Source organism: Haliea sp. (assembly GCF_040222615.1).
Classification (GTDB): Bacteria; Pseudomonadota; Gammaproteobacteria; order Pseudomonadales; family Halieaceae; genus Haliea.
This window is the reverse complement of record NZ_JAVKCQ010000236.1, coordinates 1-4,136: the sequence shown is the minus strand read 5'-3', so window position 1 is coordinate 4,136 and position 4,136 is coordinate 1. Positions and strand designations below refer to the sequence as shown.

Annotated in this window: 3 protein-coding genes; all 3 read left to right on the top strand. The window is 63.3% G+C overall.

Translation table 11 applies throughout. The annotated features are described in order from the left end of the window. The coding region (locus tag RJQ10_RS18675) for an amidohydrolase family protein (protein WP_350148954.1) at positions 1-1,407 on the top strand (1,407 nt) is incomplete at its 5' end. Next, on the top strand, positions 1,404-2,528 hold the full coding sequence (locus RJQ10_RS18670; RefSeq protein WP_350148953.1) for an aminotransferase class I/II-fold pyridoxal phosphate-dependent enzyme: 1,125 nt from the start codon (positions 1,404-1,406) through the stop codon (positions 2,526-2,528). The genes RJQ10_RS18675 and RJQ10_RS18670, both read left to right, overlap by 4 nt. 25 nt (positions 2,529-2,553) lie before the next feature. Continuing rightward, entirely contained in the window at positions 2,554-3,930 is a 1,377-nt protein-coding gene (locus RJQ10_RS18665) for a divalent metal cation transporter (protein ID WP_350148952.1), read from the top strand. Positions 3,931-4,136 lie beyond the last annotated feature (206 nt).

Genomic DNA, 4,136 nt, shown 5'->3' with positions numbered 1-4,136 from the left:
TGCTTTACGGCCGCGCTGCTGGGGCAGGCCCTGACTGCATCGCAGGCACTGGCCGGGCAGTCTGCGGTTCGGTACACCGCCATCACCGGTGTATCGGTGATTCCCATGGACACACCTCGGGTTCTGAACGACCAGACGGTGTTGATCGCGGATGACCGGATTGTCGCGCTGGGTGATGCGGGAACGGTCACAGTGCCATCCGATGCCAGGCGGATTGAGGGGACAGGGCGCTACCTCATGCCAGGGCTCGCAGACATGCACGCTCACATTTACGGTATCAGTGACGAGGGACAGGAAGCGTCGTCCACTGCCATGGCGCGGGAGCAGCTGCTTGTCTATGCCGCGACCGGCGTCACGCTGCTGCGCGATGCGGCTGGTTCCCCCGGCCACTTCCAGCATCGCGCCCGCGTCCGCTCCGGAGAGTGGATCGGTCCGGACCTGTTCGTCGCCAGCCCGATCTTTGAGGGCGAGCGCAACGTCTGGGACTTCACGGTCAAGGTGATTGATCCGGCAGCCATCGAGCCTATGGTTGCCGGCTATGCCGACGAAGGCTACTGGGGATTGAAGATCTACCACACGGTCTCCCCCGCGGTGTTCGACGCGATCATGGCAGCAGCCAGGCAGCATGACATGCCGGTCATGGGTCATGTCCCCTTCGATATTGGAATCGATGCCACGCTGGCCTCGGGTATCACGTCCGTTGAGCACCTGCGCGGCTATGATTTCGATGGTGTTCCGGTAGACAGCCTCTGGGCAGATGGTGGTCGTTCCCGGGAACGCTTCAGCTCCTGGAATCGCATGACGCCGCAGCGGCGCGACGAACTGGTCGCGAAGACTGTCGCGGCCGGGGTCTGGAACACGCCGACGCTGGCGGTCAACCGCATGCTGTTTGACCCGGCCGCCCGCGCCGCCGTCATTGAGCACCCGCGCTTCTCCCGTCTCCTGCCGGCGCTGCAGCAGGAAATGCAGGGCATGGCCGGCCTCGATGCGATTTTCCCGCCGGAGTCGCGGGACGCCCTGCGCGAGGCCTATCCCGCGATGCTCGAGTTCATCAAGGCGCTCAGTGACGCCGGCGGCGGCCTGTTGGTGGGCACGGACTCGGTGATTCCGGGCTATGTTCCCGGCTTCACGGTCATCGACGAGATCCAGAGCTTCGGGGAGGCCGGCTTGTCTTCCTTCAAGGCACTGGAGGCGGCCACCAGCGCGCCGGCACGCTATCTTGGGGTTGCCGATGATCGGGGCACGGTTGCCGTGGGCAAGCGCGCGGACCTCATCCTGCTCGACGCCAATCCGCTGGAAGACCTGTCGGCGCTGTGGGAGCTGGAGGGCGTTTTCCTCGCCGGGCGCTGGCACAGCTTTGCCGAACTGGAAGCGGCGCTGGATGCCCAGCGCGAGGCGGCGCTATGACAGCAGCTGAACCGCTGCTGGGCACCCGTCGCATTGCCGGTGGCGGCGGTCGTAGCCTGCTGGTGGATGGCGAGCCCTATCTGAATTTCGCCGGCTGCAACTACCTCGCCCTCGGCGAGCGGCCGGAGCTGCGGGATGCCGCGCGCCGGGCAATTGACGACGGCGCATTGTTCTCCCGCTACCTGGTCCGTGATTACGGCGGCTTCGACGAACCCTTCGAGCGTGTGGAGGCCGCTGCCGCGGCCTTCTATGGCACTGAGACCGCTGCATACCTGCCCTCCGGCTACCTGATCGGGGCCGCAGGTTTTGCCGGGCTGCGGCCCGACTACGATGTGCTGGTGCTGGATGAGATGGCGCACTGGTGCCTGGCCGACGCAGCCACGCTGAGTGACGCGCCGGTGAAAACCTTTCGCCACGGGGATGTCGCGGATCTCGAGCGTGTGCTGGACGAACTGGCGGGGCAGAGACCGCTGATTGTCTCCGACGGCGTCTTTGCCACCACCGGCGAACTGCCACCGCTGGATCATTACTACGCGCTTGCGGAAGCCCGGGACGGTTGCCTGTTTATAGATGAATCCCACGCTGCGGGCGTAGTCGGTCCACGGGCACGCGGCGCGGTTGATCACTTCGGGTTGGGCCCGCGGGCGCATGTCGGCACCACCCTGAGCAAGGGGCTCTGTGGCCAAGGTTCCGTGTTTGTCGGCAGCGAGCAACAGGTAGCCAGGGCGCGGGCCACCCGGGCCCTGCGCGGCTCCTCCCCGGGCTCGCCGATCTCCGCGCTGGTTTCCGCCGCGGCGCTGGACCTGGTTCGGGAGACACCCGACCTCGCCGCGTCCCTGCGCAACAAGGCCTCCGCCTTGAGAGCGCGACTGCGGGCGCTGGGCCTGCAGGTGCCGGAGACGCCGGCGGCCATCGCGGCTTTTGCCGAGGGCGACTTTGCACACATGCGTGGTTTGCAGGCGGCGCTGTTTGCTGAGGACATTTACGTATTACACAGCAACTACATTGCCGCTGGCCCGGGCGGGATGATTCGCCTGTCTGTGTTTGCGGATCATGCCGAGGGAGATTTCGAACGCGTGTGTGACGTCATCGCCCGCTGGCGCGAAGCCAACCCGGCATAACGGTATTCAAGGGGACCACAGAATAATGAGCGACAGGCCCACGGAACAGCAGGAACATTATGGCAACCGGATTTATCCGCTGGCGGATGCCATACCGGTAGAGCAACTCGACGCCGAGGCCGCCTACCTCGACAGCCTCGCCGAGAAACCGCTTCCCCATCGCCTGTTTGGCTATATGAAGCTCGGAGGCCCCGGGTTCATGGCGGCGGCGGCGACGCTCGGCGCCGGCACCCTCACCTCCGCCATGCTCTCCGGTGCGGCGTTTGGCTACAAACTGCTTTGGGTCACTTGGGTAGCGATGGTGTCGGGCCTGTTCATGATGGCGGCCATGGCGCGCTTTACCACCCATGGCGGCTTCCGCATCATTCAGAAGCAGCGCGAGCGCCACGGCTGGTTCATGGCCAAAATCCTGACCGGGGCCATCGGTTTGCTCTCCATCGCGATCATTTTCAACTTTGGCCAGGTCGCGCTGGGCACACACCTTATCGAGTCTATTGGCGAGCGGGTGGGAGTACACCTGCCCCAGTCCTGGAACTGGCCACTCTACGTTGCGCTCACTGCCTGGATTTCATTGCGTTACGGCCGTGGCAGCCGCGGGGTGGTGTTTGTCGAGAATTTCATGAAGGGTGCGCTGCTGCTCATGGTCTTCTGCTTCGGGGCCTGCCTGGTGGTGGTCGGCGTCGACTGGCCCGCAGCACTACATGGCTTCTTTGTTCCATGGTTGCCCAGTGGCCAGCAGGGGATCGATATTTTCATTGCCTCGTCCGCAGCGGCCATCGGCGTCGCCGACTGGGTGTTCTACCATTACGCCGGCCTGGCCAAGGGCTGGGGCCCCAAGCACGAGAAACTGGCCCGCGTCGATACCGTGGTAGGCCTGGCACTGCCCTTTATCGTAGTTTCTTTTATCGTGGTGTCAGTTTTCGCTGCGACCCTCCACGGGAACAGTGACCTGCCGGAAACCGCCGCGGCCCTCTCCGCGGCGCTAGTGCCGCTGCTCGGGGAACAACTCGCGGCCCTGGCATTCATGATCGGGTTTCTCGCGGTACCGATTACCACATCAGTGATGTTGGGCGTTATCTGCGCCATGGCCATGCACGAGATCTTTGAGTGGGAGCCCGATGTCAGCAGCCTGCGCTGGAAACTCTGCATCCTGATGCCACAGGTTGCACTGTTCGGCGCGTTTCTGCCCAGCCCGATCCTGCTAATTATCGTCATCGCAGCGCTGCTGTCCGTGACCAACAATGTCGTCGGTTGGTCTTTCTTCCTGCTGCTGAACGACCGCGAGGTCATGCACGAAAACCGCTCCAAATCCTATATCTGGAACCTCGGGATTCTCGTCCAGGTCACGCTGCTGAATTGCGTGGCCATTATCTGGGTATTCAATCGGATGGGACTCTGGTAGCGCGAGACGCCGAAAAAAGGGGAATTAAGGCTATGCAATCAAGAACCTCAGTCAACAGGTTGTGCGGCAAGTGGTTTAGCGCTTTTAGCTTGGCGCTTCTGCTGGCTACAAGTGCCCTTGCAGACAGTCTGCTTTTCACCAACGTGCATGTGGTGGATGTGCGCAGTGGCCGGGTACTGAAGGATCAAGCAGTTCGCATTGAGGGC